The sequence below is a fragment of the Lysobacter terrestris genome (assembly GCF_014489475.1).
Lineage (GTDB): Bacteria > Pseudomonadota > Gammaproteobacteria > Xanthomonadales > Xanthomonadaceae > Agrilutibacter > Agrilutibacter terrestris.
Genome location: NZ_CP060820.1, coordinates 939810 through 956407 on the forward strand (window position 1 = coordinate 939810; position 16598 = coordinate 956407).

Annotated in this window: 13 protein-coding genes; 5 read left to right on the top strand and 8 right to left on the bottom strand. The window is 68.9% G+C overall.

Annotation, left to right across the window (positions count from 1 at the left end; genetic code table 11):
- Window positions 1-20: 20 nt before the first annotated feature.
- The 4 genes from H8B22_RS04390 to H8B22_RS04405 all read right to left on the bottom strand — a co-directional run bounded on the left by H8B22_RS04390 (window position 21) and on the right by H8B22_RS04405 (window position 3892).
- Complete coding sequence (locus H8B22_RS04390) at window positions 21-899, bottom strand: NAD-dependent epimerase/dehydratase family protein (protein ID WP_187712903.1); 879 nt, start codon at window positions 897-899, stop codon at window positions 21-23.
- Entirely contained in the window at window positions 896-2128 is a 1233-nt protein-coding gene (gene nhaA, locus H8B22_RS04395; protein WP_187712904.1) for a Na+/H+ antiporter NhaA, read from the bottom strand. The genes H8B22_RS04390 and nhaA overlap by 4 nt, the downstream gene beginning before the upstream one ends.
- Before the next feature lie 9 nt (window positions 2129-2137).
- Window positions 2138-3160, bottom strand: coding sequence for a sodium:calcium antiporter (locus H8B22_RS04400; RefSeq protein ID WP_187712905.1), 1023 nt, complete (start codon window positions 3158-3160; stop codon window positions 2138-2140).
- 75 nt (window positions 3161-3235) lie between these two features.
- The gene (locus H8B22_RS04405; protein ID WP_225876275.1) at window positions 3236-3892 is read right to left on the bottom strand and encodes a hypothetical protein; all 657 of its coding nucleotides are present in this window, start codon (window positions 3890-3892) and stop codon (window positions 3236-3238) included.
- 119 nt (window positions 3893-4011) lie between these two features.
- On the opposite strand from H8B22_RS04405, the gene H8B22_RS04410 reads away from it, so the two are divergent.
- The gene (locus H8B22_RS04410) at window positions 4012-4602 is read left to right on the top strand and encodes a hypothetical protein (protein ID WP_187712906.1); all 591 of its coding nucleotides are present in this window, start codon (window positions 4012-4014) and stop codon (window positions 4600-4602) included.
- A 13-nt stretch (window positions 4603-4615) separates the two neighbouring features.
- Here the strand turns inward: H8B22_RS04410 and hmgA are convergent, their stop codons facing one another.
- Both hmgA and hppD read right to left on the bottom strand, forming a co-directional pair.
- Window positions 4616-5908 carry a homogentisate 1,2-dioxygenase gene (hmgA, locus tag H8B22_RS04415; protein WP_187712907.1) on the bottom strand — a complete coding sequence of 431 codons (1293 nt, stop codon included), beginning with the start codon at window positions 5906-5908 and terminating at the stop codon, window positions 4616-4618.
- Between the two features lie 95 nt (window positions 5909-6003).
- The gene (gene hppD / locus H8B22_RS04420; protein WP_225876276.1) at window positions 6004-7122 is read right to left on the bottom strand and encodes a 4-hydroxyphenylpyruvate dioxygenase; all 1119 of its coding nucleotides are present in this window, start codon (window positions 7120-7122) and stop codon (window positions 6004-6006) included.
- Window positions 7123-7199: 77 nt separating this feature from the next.
- Between hppD and H8B22_RS04425 the strand changes: the two genes are divergently transcribed.
- Window positions 7200-7745 carry a MarR family winged helix-turn-helix transcriptional regulator gene (locus H8B22_RS04425; protein WP_187712908.1) on the top strand — a complete coding sequence of 182 codons (546 nt, stop codon included), beginning with the start codon at window positions 7200-7202 and terminating at the stop codon, window positions 7743-7745.
- A 182-nt stretch (window positions 7746-7927) separates the two neighbouring features.
- Here the strand turns inward: H8B22_RS04425 and H8B22_RS04430 are convergent, their stop codons facing one another.
- Window positions 7928-9436, bottom strand: coding sequence for a peptide MFS transporter (locus H8B22_RS04430; RefSeq protein ID WP_187712909.1), 1509 nt, complete (start codon window positions 9434-9436; stop codon window positions 7928-7930).
- A gap of 170 nt (window positions 9437-9606) precedes the next feature.
- Window positions 9607-10482, bottom strand: coding sequence for a tryptophan 2,3-dioxygenase (locus H8B22_RS04435; RefSeq protein WP_187712910.1), 876 nt, complete (start codon window positions 10480-10482; stop codon window positions 9607-9609).
- A gap of 181 nt (window positions 10483-10663) precedes the next feature.
- Between H8B22_RS04435 and H8B22_RS04440 the strand changes: the two genes are divergently transcribed.
- From H8B22_RS04440 to H8B22_RS04450, 3 genes are all read left to right on the top strand, one after another.
- The gene (locus H8B22_RS04440) at window positions 10664-14323 is read left to right on the top strand and encodes a Calx-beta domain-containing protein (protein WP_187712911.1); all 3660 of its coding nucleotides are present in this window, start codon (window positions 10664-10666) and stop codon (window positions 14321-14323) included.
- A 173-nt stretch (window positions 14324-14496) separates the two neighbouring features.
- A complete protein-coding gene (gene pdhA / locus H8B22_RS04445) occupies window positions 14497-15570 on the top strand; it encodes a pyruvate dehydrogenase (acetyl-transferring) E1 component subunit alpha (RefSeq protein ID WP_187712912.1) in 1074 nt (357 codons plus the stop codon).
- Window positions 15571-15584: 14 nt separating this feature from the next.
- A complete protein-coding gene (locus H8B22_RS04450) occupies window positions 15585-16595 on the top strand; it encodes an alpha-ketoacid dehydrogenase subunit beta (protein ID WP_187713524.1) in 1011 nt (336 codons plus the stop codon).
- Window positions 16596-16598 lie beyond the last annotated feature (3 nt).

A 16598-nucleotide genomic window follows, 5' to 3' on the forward strand; every position in this document is an offset into this window, starting at 1 on the left:
CTTGAGCCCGCCCTACGGCCCTACGCTTCGTCTTCGTTTTCCTCGCGCGCATCGAACATGCGCGCGGTGGGACGGAAGGCGCGCGGTGCGTAACCCAGGTCGCGGTGCGCCGGCGCGGCGTCGAACACCAGGTCCGAGCGCATGCGCTGCACCGCGGCTTCGCCCAGTCCGGTGCCGCCGGCGAGCTTCGCCGCCGCGAGCGCCAGGTTGAACAGCGGCGACGGCAGTTCCACCAGTGCGGGCGAAGGCTCCAACGCGGCCAGCACGCGCCGCACCATCTCGCGATACGCCAGCGCCTCGCCGCCCGGCAATGCATAGGTCTGGCCGTGCGACGCGGTGCTCTCCAGCGCCGCGACCGCGGCGGCGGCGAGGTCGTCCACGTGCACCGGCTGGCGCAGCCCGATCGCGTTGCGCGGCAGCGGGAAGCGGCCCCAGCGTTGCGCCAGCGTCGCGATGCGGGTCAGCGTGGCGTCGCGGCCGGCGCCGTAGACGAGGGTGGGCCGCAGCAGCGTCGCCTGCGCGCCGCGTTGCGTGGCGGCGGCGAACACGCCCTCCTCGCCCGCGCGCAGGCGCTGGGCGACGTCGCGCTCGCGCGCATCGGCGGAACCGCGCTTGACCACCACGCTGGTGGAACCGAACGCAACCACGCGATCGCAGTCGAGCATCGCCGTGCCGTACCAGTGCGCGAACGCATCGAGCGGCCCGCAGCTGACGATCGCATCGGCACGCGCCGGCAAGGCCGGCATCGCGGCGAAATCGCCGTGCAGCCAGTTCAAGCCGGGGCGGTCGTGCTGCGGCTGCCGCGACACGGCGGTCACGCGCCAGCCGCCGCGCAACAGGCCGGCCAGCAGCGGCCGCCCGATCTGCCCGCTGCCGCCGAACACCAGCGCGTGCTTCATCGCGCGTCCGCGCGCCGCGCCGGGAGCACCGCGCGCAACCAGAAGTAGCCCAGCAACGCCGACAGCACCGAGCCGGCGAGGATGCCGAGCACGGATTCTTCATAATGCAGTCGCTCGACGTAACCGAGCGACGCGATGAACAGGCTCATGGTGAAGCCGATGCCGCACAGCATGCCCAGGCCGAGCATCGCGCGCAGGTCCATGCCGGCGGGATAGCGCGCCCAGCCGGCGGCACGCATCGCCAGCGCCGCCGCCACTATCCCGATCGGCTTGCCCAGCACCAGCCCCAGCGCGATGCCCAGCGGCAACGCGGCGACGGCGTCCTGCAACTGCAGGCCGCCCAGCACCAGCCCCGCATTGGCGAACGCGAACACCGGCAGGATCGCGTATGCCACCCAGGGATGCAGCGCGTGCTCGAGCGTTTCCAGCGGCGAATGCTCGGTCTCGTCCGGCACGGCGTTCTTCTTGTCCACGTGCGGGATCAGCAGGCCGGTGGCGACGCCGGCGAGCGTGGCGTGCACGCCCGACTTCAGCACGCACACCCACAGCACCGCGCCCAGCAGCAGGTACGGCCACAGCGCGGTGACCTTGAAACGGTTGAGCGCCCACATCGCGACGAGCACCAGCGCGGCCAGGCCCAACGCCGGCAGCGACAGGCCGTGCGAATAGAACAGCGCGATGATCAGGATGGCGATCAGGTCGTCGACTACGGCAATCGTCGACAGCAGCAGCTTCATCCCCACCGGCACGCGCGAACCGAGCAGCGCCAGCACGCCGAGCGCGAACGCGATGTCGGTCGCGGTGGGCACGGCCCAGCCACGCATCGCCGCGGCATCGCCGTGGTTGAACGCGGTGAACAGCGCCGCCGGTACGATCACGCCGGCGCTCGCGCACACCAGCGGCAGGATCAGCTGCTCGCGCCCGGCGAGCTGGCCGCTCAACGTTTCCCGCTTGATCTCCAGCGCGACCAGCAGGAAGAAGATCGCCATCAGGCCGTCGTTGATCCACAGCAGCAGCGGCTTGGCGATGGCGAAGTCGCCGATGCCGACCTTCAGGACGAAGCCGCGGAAGGCCTCGTAGCCGTCGTGCAGCGGCGAGTTCGCGGCGAGCAGCGCGAGTGCGGCGGCGGCGATCAGGGTGATGCCGCCTGCGGCTTCGAGGCGGAAGAATTCGACCAGTGCATGCAACGCACGCGGCAGGCGCCGCGGCGGAATCCGGGTATCGCTCATGGCCCCAGTTTACTTGCCGGCCATCAGCAATTCGAACGCGATCCACGCGGCGTAGGCGACCAGCAGGAACACGCCTTCGGCCTTGCTCACGCGCAGGTCGCCGCGCAGCACCGGGTACAGCATCAGCGCGAACGCGAGCGCGGCCAGCAGTTCGTAGCCCAGCGGCAACGCGAACCGGCTCGCGCCCATCACGGTCATCGGCAACGCGAGTGCACCGCAGGCGGCCATGCCACCGACGATCACCAGCAGGTTGACCACGCTCGCGCCGATGACGTGGCCCATGACCATGTCGCCCTGGCCGCGTCGCGCGGCGGCGACGGCCGCGGCGACTTCCGGCAAGGTGGTGCCGATGGCGACGGGCAGCAGGCCGGTCAGCACCGGCGACAGGCCCAAACCCTTGCCGATCGTGGCCGCGCCGGAAGCGGACAGATCCAATCCGAACAGGTCCATGCCCTCGCCGCCCACGACCAGCAGCGAGCCGAGCCACACCAGCGCGGCGCCGAGGGCGAAGCGGATCAGGTTCTGCACCGTCAGCGTGCTCGTCTGCGCGTAGGCGGCGATGTCGCTACGCACCGCTTCGCTCTCGTGACGACCGCGCGCCAGGGCGAAGGCGAACACCGCGACGAAGGCGAGCAGGAGCAGCATGCCTTCGCCGCGCGAGAGGGTGCCGTCCGCGCCCAGCGCAAGCACCGCGATCGTGCCGAGCACGAGCACCAGCAGCAGCGGGCTCAGCGCGCGCCAGCGCACCACGATCGGCGCCGCCAGTGCGGCCGCGCCGAGGGTGAGGCCGATGTTGGCGACGTTGCTGCCCACCGCGTTGCCGAGTGCGAGTTCGTCCTGGCCGTGGAAGATGGCGACCAGGTTCACCCCCAGCTCCGGCAGCGAGGTCGCGAAGGCGACGAGCACCAGGCCGGTGGTGAAGGCACTCAGGCCGAAGCGTTGCGCCAGCCCGGCGGCGCCCTTGACGATGGAATCGCCACCCAGCGCAAGCAGCACCAGACCCAACAAGAACAAGCCGATGGCAGTCAGCATCGCGGTCCCCTCCGGAGGTTGCCGGGGATCTTACGGGGTTTGGCGTGAGGGGTGATCGGCCCGGCCATCGCCCTGCTAGCCGCAGCCTTCCACGTAGTCGACCTGCGGCGGCACGCCGACGCGCCACTCGCTCACCTTGCCGGCGGCGTCGGTCTCGAACACCAGCACGCTGCCGCCGTCCGCGGCTGTGCTGCGCAGGTACCTGGCGCCTTCGACGTACTTGTGCGGCTGTTCGACGATGCCGGCATAGCGGCCGCGGATGTCGTCGGCGGACATGCCCACGCGACCGCCGCCCGGCGCTTCCACGCCGTCCGTATCGACGTCGATGCGGACGAAGCGCTGCCCCTCGATCATGAAGCCCACGCGCAGGCCGTCGTGGCTGTTTGGCGCGGGATACAGGTAGTAGCAGCCCTGCGGATCGCCGGGGCCGCCGACCATCTCCGTGCCCCACGCGGCACGCACGGCGTCCGCGTTCGCGCCGAAGCGGACATCGCGGAAGCCGGCGTAGCTGATCGCATTCGCCGCGGAGGTGGGTGTCGTGGCAGCCGGTGCGGCCGGTTGTGGTTCCCGCGCCGGGACCGATGGCGACGCCGCGGGTGCGGCGGCCGCGGGCGCCGCGTTGCCGGCATCGCGCCCGGCGCGGTCCGTGCACCCCGCCGCGCACGCCACGCCGATGGCGCACACCACACCCATGATGCCTGCACGCAGTCCGGATCCTGTTTCGACACGCATCGTCGTTCTCCCTTCGCACGGAAGCCGCAGTGTGGCGGCGACGCGTTAACCGCACGCGAAGCTGTCACGTTGCCTTCATGGTTTGCCCCTACCCTGCGCGCCCAGGGGGACACCACGCCATGGCGCTGAGCAAGACCGAACGCGCGCGTGCCGCATTGCACGCCCACGCCGGAGCGGGCCTGAGCCTGGCCGAACGCCGCGTGCTGATCCTGTGCGACGGCCAGCGCAACCGCGACGACCTGGTCGCGCTGCTCGGTGCCGGCGCGCTGTCGATCATCGAGCGCCTGCTGCAGGACGGCTATCTCGCGCTGGAGAGCGGTGCGACTGCCGTGCCGCGCCTGGCGACGTCCGCCGGACAGCCGGTCGAAGCCACACCTGCCGCGCCCGCGCCGATCGTGTCGGTCGCGCCCCCCGCGCGCGCGACCTCACGTCGCTCGCTGGCGGCCAGCAAGATGTACCTGGTCGACATGCTGCAGTTGCAGCGCGATCCCGAATCGGTATCGCTGCGCGCGGAAATCCAGACCAGTCCCAGCGAGGACGAACTGGTCTACCGGATGATGAAAGGCCTGCACCACCTGCAGGCGGTCGCGGCCGCCAGTTATGCGCGCCGCGTCGGCGATCGCCTCGCCGAGATCCTGCCCGAGCAGCACGTCTCGCGGCTCGACCAGGCGCGCGCGGCCTGGCTGCAATCCGCTGCCGCCGTGGCGTGAGCCGCCACGCGGATCAGGTCGGCGCGAAATTCTTCTTCAAGCCGGCCCAGCAGGCCTGGTAGTCGCGCTGGCGGTACGCGGCATCGAGGGCCTGCCGCGTCGGCCGGATCACCGCGCGCGACTCGAACATGAAGGCCATCGTGCCGGTGATGACGTCCGGCTTCGACAGGTCCGCCGCGCTCGCCTTCTCGAACGTCGCCGCATCGGGACCATGTCCCGTCATCGAGTTGTGCAGCGAGCAGCCGCCCGGCGCGAAGCCTTCGGCCTTGGCGTCGTACACGCCGGTGACCAGGCCCATGAATTCGCTGGCGATGTTGCGATGGAACCACGGCGGGCGGAACGTGTCCTGCGCCACCAGCCAGCGCGGCGGGAAGATCACGAAGTCCATGTTGCTGGTGCCCGGCGTGTCGCTGGGCGAATGCAGCACCAGGAAGATCGACGGATCGGGGTGGTCGTAGCTGATCGAACCGATCGTGTTGAAGCGGCGCAGGTCGTACTTGTACGGCGCGTAGTTGCCGTGCCAGCCGACCACGTCGAGCGGCGAATGCCCGATCGGCGCGCGCCACAGGTGGCCCTGGAACTTGGCGATCAGTTCGAATTCGCCTTCAGCCTCCTCGTACGCGGCATTCGGCGTGAGGAAGTCGCGCGGATTGGCCAGGCCGTTGGAGCCGATCGGGCCCAGGTCCGGCAACTGCAGCATCGCGCCGAAGTTCTCGCACACGTAGCCGCGCGCCTGCCCATCGGGCAGTTCGACGCGGAAGCGCACGCCGCGCGGGATCACCGCGATTTCCTGCGGCTCGACGTCGAGCACGCCCATCTCGGTGGCGATGTGCAGGCGGCCCTGCTGCGGCACGATCAGCAGCTCGCCGTCGGCGTCGTAGAAGTAGCGGCCCTGCATCGGCTTGTTGGCGGCGTACAGGTGCACGCCGATGCCGTTCTGGCCTTCGGGCGAACCGTTGCCGGCCATGGTGAACAGGCCGTCGACAAAATCCACCGGCACCTGCGGCATCGGCGGCGGGCTCCAGCGCAGCTGGTCCGGCGTGACCGGGGCTTTGCCGAAATCGTTGTGGAAGTGGGAATGGAGATACGGCGCGAACGCCCCATGCATCGCCGCCGGACGGATGCGGTACAACCAGCTGCGGCGGTTGTGCGAGCGCGGTGCGGTGAACGCGGTGCCGCTCAGCTGCTCCGCGTACAAGCCGTGCGCGACGCGCTGCGGCGAGTTGCGCCCCTCGGGCAGCGTGCCGGCGACGGCTTCCGTCGCGAATTCGTTGCCGAAACCGGATTGGTAGCCGTTCGATTTCATCGCCTGTCCGTAGGGCGGGCCCTGGCCCGCCGGCTTGGTCTTGGTAACGCGGTCAAAGGCGGGCCAAGGCCCGCCCTACGAGTGGATCGGGAGCCTTACAGCACGCCGCGCTTCATCTGGTCGCGCTCGATGCTCTCGAACAGCGCCTGGAAGTTGCCCTCGCCGAAGCCTTCGTTGCCCTTGCGCTGGATGATCTCGAAGAAGATCGGGCCGATCGCGTTCTGGGTGAAGATCTGCAGCAGCTTGCGCTGCTTGGTCTCGGCGTCGGCGTCGATCAGGATCTTGTTCTTCGCCAGGCGCGCGACGTCCTCGCCGTGGTTGGGCACGCGCTGGTCGATCACCTCGAAATAGGTCTCCGGGGTGTCGAGGAACTCCACGCCCTGCGCGCGCATCGCTTCCACCGTGTCGTAGATGTTGTCGGTGAAGCAGGCGATGTGCTGGATGCCCTCGCCCTTGTAGGCGTCGAGATATTCGTTGATCTGCGACTTGGGATCGCTGGATTCGTTGAGCGGAATGCGCACGATGCCGTCCGGCGCGGTCATCGCCTTCGAGACCAGGCCGGTCTTCGCGCCCTTGATGTCGAAGTAGCGGATCTCGCGGAAATTGAACAGGCGCTCGTAGTAATCCGACCACTTCTGCATGTTGCCGAAGTAGAGGTTGTGGGTGAGGTGGTCGATGAAGGTCAGGCCGAACCCGACCGGATCCTGCTCGGCGCCCTGCACCGGCAGGAAGTCCTCGTACATGCTGCCGTTGTCGCCGTAGCGGTCGACCAGGTACAGCATGCAGTCGCCGATGCCCTTCACCACCGGCGCATCGACCGCCTTGCTGGCGGCCTTGTCGGTGATCGCTTCGCCACCGTTGTTGACGACGGTGTCGAACACGACGCCGGCGGGCTTCTGGAAACGGATCGCGAAGCCGCAGGCGCTCGGGCCGTGCTTGGCGGCGAAATCGGCGGCGAAGCTGTCGGGATCCTCGTTCACCAGGAAGTTCACGCCGCCCTGGCGGTACACCGTGATCGGGCGCGTCTTGTGGCGCAGCACCGCGGTGAAGCCCATCTTGCGGAAGTAGTCGTGCAGCAGTTCGCCCTGGCCTTGCGGCGCGGCGAATTCGACGAACTCGAAGCCGTTGATGCCGAGCGGGTTCTCGAACGTGGTGACCTGCATGCCGAGATTCGGACCGGTGCCGGTGCCGGGGGTGGCGGTCTGGACGCTCATGCGGGGGACTCCTGTTAACGTGGGTCGCGACAGTGCCCGCGCGGGCGGGCCTGGCTGGAAGCCAACTATAGTTTCATATGAAACCAACAACAAGCCACGATAGCACCGATGCTCCGGGGGCGGACCGCCCTTCGTCGGCCCCGTCCGACGAACACGCACACTGGGAACTCGACCGTTTCCTGCCCTACCGCCTCAGCATCCTCTCCAACCGGGTCAGCCAGACCATCGCCGGCGCCTACGCCCGCCGCTTCGGCCTGGGCGTGACCGAGTGGCGGGTGATCGCCGTCCTCGGCCGCTACCCCGGCCTGTCGGCCAATGCGGTGGCCGCGCGCACCGCGATGGACAAGGTTGCGGTCAGCCGCACCGTCGCCCGCCTGCTCGAGCGCGGCCTGCTCCAGCGCGACACCCACGACGACGACCGCCGCCGCTCGGTGCTGGAACTCAGCCGCGACGGCTACAGCATCTACGACGAAGTCGTGCCGGTCGCGCTGGACTACGAACGCCGCCTGCTCGCCCCGCTCGACGCGGACGAACGCGCGCAGCTCGACCGCCTGCTGCGCAAGCTCAACGAAGGCGTGGCGCAGCTGGAAGTGGAGCCCGACACGCCACTGCCGCGCGACTGACGCGCGACGCGCTAGCAAGCGCGCAAAGAAAAACGGCGGCCATTGGCCGCCGTTTTTCTTGTCGTCCCGAGTGAAGCGAGGGACCTGCTGGTGCTTCAACGCATCTCCAGGCAGATCCCTCACTGCGTCCGGGACGATGCAATGGCAAAGCCGTGCGCGCGTTGCGCGCACGGCCCATCGCATCACTTCACGCCGTGCATCAGGCGCTGGATCAGCGGCGCGATCAGGAACAGCAGCGCGCCCGGGATCACCAGGGCCCAGAAGCCGAAGGTGTAGCCCGACAGCGCCGAGGCCGCGGTCATGCCGGTCTCGCCGCTGACGTGGCCGGCGAAGATGCCGGACAGGTTGTTGCCGATGCCGGTGGACAGGAACCAGCCGCCCATGCCGAAGCCGACCAGGCGCAGCGGCGCCAGCTTGGTCACCATCGACAGGCCGATCGGCGACAGGCACAGCTCGCCGATGGACTGGATCACGTAGACCATGAACAGCGTCCAGAACGGGATCATGCCGGCGGCGTTGAGCAGCGAGGTCAGCGCGAACATCAGCAGCAGGAAGGCCAGGCCGTTGAAGATCAGGCCGAGGCCGAACTTGCGCGGGATCGACGGGTTCGCGTTGCCGAGCTTCACCCACAGCCAGGCCATGATCGGCGCGAACGCGATGATCGCCAGCGAGTTCACCGATTGGAACCAAGCCACCGGGAAGGCGAAGCCCATGACGTTCTTGTCGACGATCTTCTCGGCGAGGAAGGTGAAGGAGCTGCCGGCCTGCTCGAAGAACATCCAGAACAGGATGTTGAAGGTGAAGATGATAAGCATCGCGATGGCGCGGTCGCGCTGCACCGGGCCCTCCTTGATGCCTTCGATCAGGATCATGATGCACAGCAGGGCGAACATCGGGAACAGCACGTACCACTGCAGCGTGGTCGCCGCGATGGACAGCAGGAAGTAGATCAGCGGGATCGCGACCAGCGCGCCGCCCAGCACGTACAGCACCTTGTGCTTGCCGCCGCCGTCGGCTTCCGGCGGGCGACCGATGCCGGCCAGCTGCGCGCGGCCGAACCAGAACCAGACCAGCGAGACCAGCATGCCGATGCCGGCGGAGATGAAGACCATCTTGTAGGCGGGCATCTCATCCGTGCCGAACACCTTGCTGGCCAGCCAACCGGTGAAGATCGGCGCGAACATCGCGCCCAGGTTGATGCCCATGTAGAAGATGGTGAAGCCCGAATCGCGGCGACCGTCGGTCGGCGAATACAGCTTGCCCACCATCGTCGAGATGTTCGGCTTGAACAGGCCGTTGCCGGCGATGATCGTGGCCAGGCCGAACTTGAAGACTTCCGGGTTCGGCATGGAGATCATGAACAGGCCGGCCGCCATGATCACCGCGCCCAGCAGGATCGAACGCTGGTAGCCCAGCACCCGGTCCGCCACGTAGCCGCCGAAGATCGCACCGGCGTACACCAGCGCCAGGTAGGCGCCGTAGGTCTGGTTCGCCGAAGCTTCGCCAGTGGAACTGCCCGCATAGAACTGGGCAACGATGTAGAGCACCAGCGCCCAGCGGATGCCGTAGAAGGCGAAGCGCTCCCAGAACTCGGTCATGAACAGCATCCACAACGGCTGCGGATGTCCCATCACCTGCTTGAATTCCGGGATCGGAGCGCCCGGTGTTGTCGTGCTTGCGGCACCGCTCATGCGGTTTCCCCCGTCAGTGATTCAGAAAAAAGCCCCGGCGCGGCGCGCGGGACGGGCGAGGATTACCGACGGCGGCGGCGGGCGTCAAACCCGAAAACCGTTGCTGCAACGCAGCAACGGGCTATTTCGCGGGCTCCCGGGCCAATCGCCAAAGTCGGTCAGGCCGACGTTCAGGCCGGCGGCGCCCCGTAGGCGGCACCGGGGCCGATGGCCGTGCGCACTTCGAACAATTCAGGGAAGAAGGTCAGCTCCAGCGCCTGCTTGAGGAAACCCACGCCCGAGGACCCGCCCGTGCCGCGCTTGAAGCCGATGATGCGCAGCACCGTGCGCATGTGGCGGAAGCGCCACAGCTGGAACTGCGTCTCCACGTCGACCAGGTCCTCGCAAAGCGCGTACTCGCGCCAGTAGGTGCCGGTGTCCTCGTAGATGCGCTCGAACACGGACACCAGCGCGGGATCGGCGACATGCGACTGCGACCAGTCGCGTTCGCGCTGCGGGATGGCGTGGCCCCAGCGCGCGAGGTAGATCAGCAATTCGTCGTACAGGCTCGGCGCCTCCAGCACGTCCTTCAGCGCGGCGTGGCCGGTCGCGTCGTGCGCGAACACCTTGAGCATCTGCGCATTCTTGTTGCCGAGCAGGAATTCGATGGTGCGGTACTGCAGCGACTGGAAGCCCGACGAGGGGCCGAGCACGTCGCGGAATTCCATGTATTCCGACGGCGTCAGCGTCTCCAGCACCGACCACATGTTGGTGAGCTGGTCGAGCACGCGCTTGCAGCGCGCGAGCACCTTGCGGCACTGCCAGACCTGGTCGGCGCGCAGGTAGGCGATCGCGGCGCGCAGCTCGTGGATCATCAGCTTCATCCACAGCTCCGAGACCTGGTGCTGGACGATGAACAGCAGCTCGTCGTGGTGCGGCGGGTTCGACAGCGGGTGCTGGGCCGACAGCAGCCGCTCCAGCTGCAGGTAGCCGCCGTAGGTCATGCGTCCGGACAGGTCGGTATGGATGCCTGTTTCCAGGTCGCGCTGGTTCTTGTCGACGGTCATGCGTGGGGGCCTTCTGCGGGGCGCAAAGGGTACCGCATCGACCCGGCGGGTCCCCCGTCCTGTGCACTGCGTCATGCCGGTGCAACGCGGGCATGGATAATGTCGCCACCATTGCCCCACCAAGGGGCAGGCCACGCGCCGGTCCTGGGCCAACCGGCGCATTCCACCAGGGGAAGTAGCAATGAGATCAGCTGCACGCGGCACCGCCGCGCTGCTGGCGATGGCCCTTGCGGGCGTCGCGCACGCAGATTGCATCAGCATCACCGGTTCGGTCTACAGCCAGAACTTCAATACGCTGGCGAACACCGGCCTCGCTTCGGCATTGCCGCCAGGCTGGCTGATCCGCGAGACCGGCAGCAGCGCCAACGGCCAGTACGCCGGTGGCACCGGCAGCTCCACCACCGGCGACACCTACAGCTTCGGCAGCGCCGGTACGGCCGAGCGCGCGCTCGGCGGCCTGCGCAGCAACGCGCTGGCACCGAGCTGGGGCGCCTGCTTCACCAATGCCACCGACGCACCGGTCGGCGCCCTGGACCTCGCCTACACCGGCGAGCAATGGCGCTTCGGCGTCACCGGCCGCACCGTGCCCGACCGCGTCGACTTCCAGTACAGCCTCGACGCCACCAGCCTCGGCGACGGCACCTGGATCGACGTCGACGCGCTCGACTTCGCCACGCCGGCCCTGGGCGGCACCGCCGGCCTGCGCGACGGCAACGTCGACCCGAACCGCGCCGCGCTCGCCGCGACGCTGGACGGCTTCTCGCTCGCGCCGGGCGCGACGATCTGGATCCGCTGGAACGACGCCGACATCAGCAGCTCCGACGACGGCCTGGCCATCGACGACTTCTCGCTCGCCGTGCACGGCGATGCGGGCGGCCCGCCGGCGCTGGAGGTGGGCGACACCAGCGCCGACGAAGGCGACGCCGGCACCACGCCGCTGTTCTTCACCTTCCGCCTGGACAAGCCCGCCGGCGCCGCCGGCGTGGTGATCGGCTACACGACGCAGGACGGCACCGCCACCGCGGGCAGCGACTACGCCGCCGCCAGCGACACCGTCACCATTCCCGCCGGCGAAACCGCGGTCACCATCGCCATCGACGGCAACGGCGACACCGCGCAGGAAGCCGACGAAACCTTCACCCTCGCCATCACCAGTGCCACCGGCGCCGGCATCGCCGATGCACAGGCGATCGGCACGATCCGCAACGACGATTTCGTGGTCTCCGCGATCCACGACATCCAGGGCCCGGGCGCGACCTCGCCGCTGGCGAACCAGTTCGTCACCACCGTGGGCGTGGTCACCGGCCGCAAGGGCAACGGCTTCTTCCTGCAGGCCAGCGATGCGGAAGCCGACGCCGATCCGCTCACGTCCGAAGGCGTGTTCGTCTTCACCGGATCCGCGCCGTCGGCCGCCGCCGCGGTCGGCAACCGCGTGCGCGTGCGCGGCACGGTGTTCGAATTCGTGCCGCCGTCCGCTCCCGGCCAGTTGCCGCTCACCGAAATCGGCGGCAGCCCGTCGGTGACGATGCTGTCGGGCGGCCATGCCCTGCCCGCGCCGATCGCGCTGACCGCGGCGATGACCGATCCGGCCGGCGGCTTCGGCCAGCTCGAACCGCTCGAAGGCATGCGCGTCACCGGCAGCCTGACCACGGTTTCCGCCAGCGATGGCTTCAAGACGCCGTACAACGCCACCGGCGGCATCAACGGCATCTTGCAGGCGGTCATCACCGGCATCGCACGGCCGTTCCGTGAGCCGGGCATTTCCGTGCTCGATGCCATCCCGGGCGGTGGCACCTCGCCGCCGATCCCGCGCTGGGACGCGAACCCGGAGATCGTCACCATCGACAGCGACACGCTCGCCAGCGGTGCCGGCCTCATCGGTGCGAACTACCAGCTCGACCTGCCCGCCGGCAGCGTGATCGAAGGCCTCACCGGCCCGCTCGACTACGGTTTCGGCCGCTACACGATCCATCGCGATCCGATGGTGCCGCTCAACGTGACGACCACGCCGCGGCCGCGCGCCGCGCGCGTGCCCGGCGGCAACGAGTTCACCGTCGCCGCGTACAACATGGAGCGCTTCTTCGACACCGTCGATGACCCGGCCGTCGACGACGATCGCGCCAACGCCGCGGCCTACGCCACGCGCCTGCAGAAAGCGTCGCTGGGCGTGCGCGATTACCTGCACGCACCCGATGTCCTCGCTGCGATCGAGATCGAGAACCTCGGCGTGTTGCAGGCGCTGGCGGCGAAGATCAACGCCGACGCGGTGGCCGCGGGCCAGGCCGATCCGCAATACGTCGCCTACCTGTTCGAGGGCCACGACATCGGTGGCATCGACATCGGCTACCTGGTGAAAACCGCGCCGGTGGCGGGCGGCAAGCCGCGCGTGGAAGCGCTGTCGGTCGCCCAGCCCGATACCGATCCGTTCTTTGAGCCGGGCCGCTACCTCAACGACCGTCCGCCGCTGCTCCTCAAGGCAGTGGTGAACTACGACGACGGCCGCGCGTTCCCGATCACCGTGGTCGGCGTGCACCAGCGTTCGTTCAACGACACCGACGTCACCGGCGCGGCCGGCGACCGCGCGCGGCTGAAGCGACTGGAACAGGCGAAGTTCCTCGCCAACCTGGTGCAGGGCATCCAGACCGCGTCGCCGCAGACGCGCGTCGTCGTGCTCGGCGACTTCAACGCGTTCGCGTTCAACGACGGCCTGGGCGACATCATGGGCGTCACCGCCGGCACGCCGGTGGCCGAGGAGCAGACCGTGACGCCGGGCGACGCCGTCGACCTGGTGGATCCGGACCTGGTCAACCTGGGCGAACTCGCGCCGGCCAGCGAGCGCTATTCGTACTCGTACGAAGGCCACGCACAGACGCTGGACCACGTGCTGGTGAACGAGGAACTGATCGTCACCACGCGCACGTCCACGATCGACCACGCGCGCATCAACGCCGACTTCAGCGACAGCAACCGCAGCGACGCGACCACGCCCACGCGCCTGGCCGACCACGACCCGGTGATCGCCTACTTCGATCCGCGCCCGGTCGCCGACCTGGCCATCACCGCGACGGCAGATGCCGCGTCGGTGTCGGTCGACGGCACGCTCGCCTTCACTGCCACCGCGCACAACAACGGTCCGGAAGCGGCCGAATCGGTCGGCGTCGGCTTCGCCCTCGATGCGGTGCTGCCGACGATGGCCGTCGCCGCGCCGGCGGGCTGGAGCTGCGACACCGCGCAGGTCGACGCCGGCCGCACCTCGGTGGCGTGCCATGCCACCGCGCTGGCGAAGGACGCCGACGCGCAGTTCGCGATCACCGCGGCCACCACGCCGGATACCGCGCACGCGACGGTGTCGCTGGCGGCCGCCGTCGATGCGCTGTCGCTCGACCCGCAGCCGGGCAACGACCAGGCCACCGCCTCGCTCGAGGTCGCCGCACGCGTCGACCTGTCGCTGCGCATCGCCGGCCCGGCGAAGAAGCTGCACTACGCCAGCCTCGCGCCGTTCGCCATCGACCTGCGCAATGCCGGCACCTACACGGCGAAGCAGGCGACGATGACCCTGCGCGGCGATGCACCGGCGGCGAACGTGTCGGTCACCGCGCCGGCCGGCTGGCAGTGCACGGTCGCCGACACCGTGGCCAACAGCTTCGAAGCCGTGTGCGGTGCGACGGCGCTGCTCGCGATCGACGTCAACCAGCACTTCGACGTGGTGGTGAATGTACCGGCACGCTCGGACAGCACGCAGTTCCTGACGCTCACGGCCACCGCGGCTTCGGCCTCCATCGAAACGGCGCCGGCCAACAACGCGGCGACCTACCAGAACCGCATCGTGGGCGTGCCGTAACCCGGTCGCCCGCAACCGGCAAGTGCAGAAAGCGCGGCCCATGGCCGCGCTTTCTGTTTGCGCGCACGGAAACCGACGTGCGCCCCCGTCTTGCCGCATTGCGCAACGGGCTATTTACACCCGGCAGGTATCATCGGGCGGCTAAAACAACGTGAGTCGGTCAAGGACCTCGAATGACGATCGCCGCCACCTACCAGATCGAATACCTGCAATACCTCGGCCCCGACGGCACGCTCGTCGGCGAGCTGCCGCCCGCCTTCGGCGACGTGAAAGCCCTGCTGCCGCTGTTCAAGCAGATGCTGTTCGTGCGCGTGTTCGACACCAAGGCGATCGCACTGCAGCGCACCGGCAAGCTCGGCACCTATGCCTCGTGCCTGGGCCACGAGGCCACGCACGTCGGCATCGGCGCCTCCACGCGGCCGGAAGACGTGTTCGCGCCAAGCTACCGCGAATACGGCGCGCAGTTCATGCGCGGCGTGCTGCCGCGCGAGGTCCTGCTGTACTGGGGCGGCGACGAACGCGGCAACGACTTCTCCGGCCCGAAGCACGACTACCCGTGGTGCGTACCGATCTCCACGCAGTGCCTGATGGCCGCCGGCGCGGCGCTGTCGTTCAAGCTGCGCAAGCAGGACCGCATTGCGGTCGCCTGTTGCGGCGACGGCGGTTCCTCCAAGACCGACTTCTACGCCGCGCTGAATTCCGCCGGCGCCTACACCGCGCCGCTGGTGCTGTGCGTGGTCAACAACGGCTGGGCGATCTCGGTGCCGCGCTCGGCGCAGACCGGCGCGGCGACGCTTGCACAGAAGGGCCTGGCCGGCGGCCTGTACTGCCTGCAGGTCGATGGCAACGACCTGTTCGCGGTGATGGAAGGCATGCGCCGCGCCACCGAGCGCGCGCGCAACGGCGAAGGCGGCACCGTCATCGAATTCCTCACCTACCGCCTGCACGACCACACCACCGCCGACGACGCGCGCCGCTACCGCGCCGACGAGGAAGTGAAGGCGGCCTGGGCGCGCGATCCGATCCCGCGCCTGCGCACATTCCTTACCGCGCAGGGCCTGTGGAGCGAAGCCGAAGAAGCGGCGTGGGCCGAGGAATGCGGCAAGCGCGTCGACGAGGAAATCAACGCCTACCTCAACACGCCGGTGCAACCGGTCGAGGCGATGTTCGACCACCTCTACGCCGACATGCCGCCGGACGTCGCCGCGCACCGCGCCGCCGCGCTCGCGCTGGAGGGCCGCTCGTGAACAAGGCCGACACCATGCCCCAGATCGATTCCAACGCCGCCACCGCCACGCCCATCACCCTGATCGAAGCGATCACCCAGGCGCTGGCCTGGGAGATGCGCCATGACGACGCCGTCGTCGTGCTCGGCGAGGACGTCGGCGTCAACGGCGGCGTGTTCCGCGCCACCGCCGGCCTGCAGCAGCAGTTCGGCTCCGAACGCGTGCTCGACACCCCGCTGGACGAAACCACCATTGCCGGCTTGACCGTCGGCATGGCCTCGCAGGGCATGAAGCCGGTCGCCGAAGCGCAGTTCGACGGCTTCATGTACCCGATGGTCGACTTCATCGTCTGCCACGCCGCACGCATGCGCTACCGCACGCGCGGCCGCCTGCATTGCCCGATGGTGCTGCGCGTGCCGTGGGGCGGCGGCATCCGCGCGCCCGAGCACCACAGCGAAGCCAATGAAGCGATCTTCACCAACGTGCCCGGTTTGCGCGTGGTGATGCCGTCCTCGCCGCAGCGCGCCTACGGCATGCTGCTGGCGGCAATCCGCGATCCCGATCCGGTGATCTTCTTCGAGCCCAAGCGCATCTACCGCCAGTACAAGGAACTCGTGCCCGACGACGGCGAAGCGCTGCCGCTGGACGTGTGCTACGTGCTGCGCGACGGCACCGACGTGACCCTGGTGACTTGGGGCGCGCAGGTGAAGGAAACGCTGGAAGCCGCGGAAAAACTGGCTGCCGAGGGCATCAGCGCCGAAGTCATCGACGTCGCCACGCTGCGCCCGCTCGACTTCGCCACCATCGCCGAATCGGTCAGCCGCACCGGCCGCTGCGTGATCGTGCACGAGGCGCCCAAAACCGCCGGCTTCGGTGCCGAGATCGCCGCGCGCCTGGCCGAGGAGTCGATGTACGACCTGCTCGCGCCGGTCGAGCGCGTCACCGGCTACGACACGCACATCCCGCTGTTCCGGCTGGAGATGAAGTACCTGCCGAGCGTGGACCGTATCGTCACCGCGGCCAAGCGCACGCTGGCCGCGAGCTGATTC

Coding starts and splice junctions, on each gene's coding strand:
- H8B22_RS04390 (WP_187712903.1), bottom strand. CDS start 899: ATGAAGCACGCGCTGGTGTTCGGCGGCAGCGGGCAGATCGGGCGGCCG.
- nhaA (WP_187712904.1), bottom strand. CDS start 2,128: ATGAGCGATACCCGGATTCCGCCGCGGCGCCTGCCGCGTGCGTTGCAT.
- H8B22_RS04400 (WP_187712905.1), bottom strand. CDS start 3,160: ATGCTGACTGCCATCGGCTTGTTCTTGTTGGGTCTGGTGCTGCTTGCG.
- H8B22_RS04405 (WP_225876275.1), bottom strand. CDS start 3,892: ATGCGTGTCGAAACAGGATCCGGACTGCGTGCAGGCATCATGGGTGTG.
- H8B22_RS04410 (WP_187712906.1), top strand. CDS start 4,012: ATGGCGCTGAGCAAGACCGAACGCGCGCGTGCCGCATTGCACGCCCAC.
- hmgA (WP_187712907.1), bottom strand. CDS start 5,908: ATGAAATCGAACGGCTACCAATCCGGTTTCGGCAACGAATTCGCGACG.
- hppD (WP_225876276.1), bottom strand. CDS start 7,122: ATGAGCGTCCAGACCGCCACCCCCGGCACCGGCACCGGTCCGAATCTC.
- H8B22_RS04425 (WP_187712908.1), top strand. CDS start 7,200: ATGAAACCAACAACAAGCCACGATAGCACCGATGCTCCGGGGGCGGAC.
- H8B22_RS04430 (WP_187712909.1), bottom strand. CDS start 9,436: ATGAGCGGTGCCGCAAGCACGACAACACCGGGCGCTCCGATCCCGGAA.
- H8B22_RS04435 (WP_187712910.1), bottom strand. CDS start 10,482: ATGACCGTCGACAAGAACCAGCGCGACCTGGAAACAGGCATCCATACC.
- H8B22_RS04440 (WP_187712911.1), top strand. CDS start 10,664: ATGAGATCAGCTGCACGCGGCACCGCCGCGCTGCTGGCGATGGCCCTT.
- pdhA (WP_187712912.1), top strand. CDS start 14,497: ATGACGATCGCCGCCACCTACCAGATCGAATACCTGCAATACCTCGGC.
- H8B22_RS04450 (WP_187713524.1), top strand. CDS start 15,585: ATGCCCCAGATCGATTCCAACGCCGCCACCGCCACGCCCATCACCCTG.